The organism is Actinomadura soli, from assembly GCF_005889715.1.
Lineage (GTDB): Bacteria > Actinomycetota > Actinomycetes > Streptosporangiales > Streptosporangiaceae > Spirillospora > Spirillospora soli.
The window spans coordinates 1-1,221 of sequence record NZ_VCKW01000571.1; the positions used below are offsets into that span (position 1 = coordinate 1).

Consider the following 1,221-nt stretch of genomic DNA (forward strand, 5'->3'; position numbering starts at 1 on the left):
CGACGACACCCCAGCCTGACGCGCCCCCGCCGCCCTCAGATCACCGACCTCGGCACGGCAGTTGATATAAGGCCGCCACCAATCTTGGCACTTTCGTCCTCTTGTAAGGGTCTTCGTTTTTCTGCACCATTCCGGAAAGTCGTCATCCTGGGCGTCCCGTCCCCCCGCCACTCCCGTAGGAGGCCCTGTGAGACCCCGCCTTTCCATGATCACCACTGCCGCTTTGGCAATGGCCGCCGCGACCGTCATGGCCGCTCCCGCTCCCGCCGCGGCCGCGTCCGCCACCGTTCCCGGCACCGTGACGGAGGGTCAGGACGGCCGGTCTGCCCCCGCCAAGGCCCCACCCAGCGGCCAGGGCGGACAGCCGATCTTCGCCGCGGGCGGCGTCCGCTGCACCATCGGCTTCAATGTGCGCAAGTCCGACACCTACTACTTCCTCACCGCAGGCGGCTGCGCCAAGGCGGGGCAGAAGATCTATGCCGATCCGGGGCTGTCCGTCGAACTCGGCACCGTCGTCTCTGTCATGAACGTCGCCGTGGCCCTCGTCGCCTACGTCGAACCGCATGTGGAGAGACCTGGCAGTGTGCTCGTCTACCCCGGGTCCCGGGACATCACGGCGGCGGGCCGGGCGTCCGTCGGGCAGCAGGTCTGCCGCAGCGGCTCCACCACCGGCATGCGGTGCGGCACCGTGACGGCGCTCAACCAGAGCGTGAGCTTCCCCGAAGGGACGATGACCGGCCTGGCGAGGACGAACATCTGCTCGGAGCCCGGCGACAACCCGGGCGCGCCCTACTTCAGCGGCACCATCGCGCTCGGAGTCGGGGTCGGCGCCACCGGCAACTGCACCAGCGGCGGGACGTCCTTCTATCAGCCGATCAACGAGATCCTCAGCGCCTACGACGTAAACGTCTACTGAGACTCGCCGCTCTGGAACCGGAGTCGCCGAGCCGTCCCCGGGGGATGGGCCGACCCCTGACCGCCCTCCGATGCTCACAGTCAGTGACGCAATAGGAGTCAGGCGGGCATTTGTCCAGGCCGGGTCTCTACCTGTCGTCTGCCGGTCCGCATCGATCTCACTGGTCTTCGCCTGGCATTTGATAGACGGCAACCGGAAATCTTGGCAGTTTCAACCCTTGTTAAGAACATCGTCCTTTCTGCACTATTCCGGATAGTCGTCACCTGGGCCGACCCTGTCTCTTATACATTTCCTAGGCCCACAAC

At 65.9% G+C, this 1,221-nt stretch carries 1 protein-coding gene; it reads left to right on the forward strand.

Features of this window, described 5'->3' with window-relative positions; all coding sequences use genetic code 11:
* The first annotated feature begins 187 nt into the window (after positions 1-187).
* Positions 188-916, forward strand: coding sequence for a S1 family peptidase (locus ETD83_RS41880; protein ID WP_205718190.1), 729 nt, complete (start codon positions 188-190; stop codon positions 914-916).
* Positions 917-1,221: the final 305 nt, after the last annotated feature.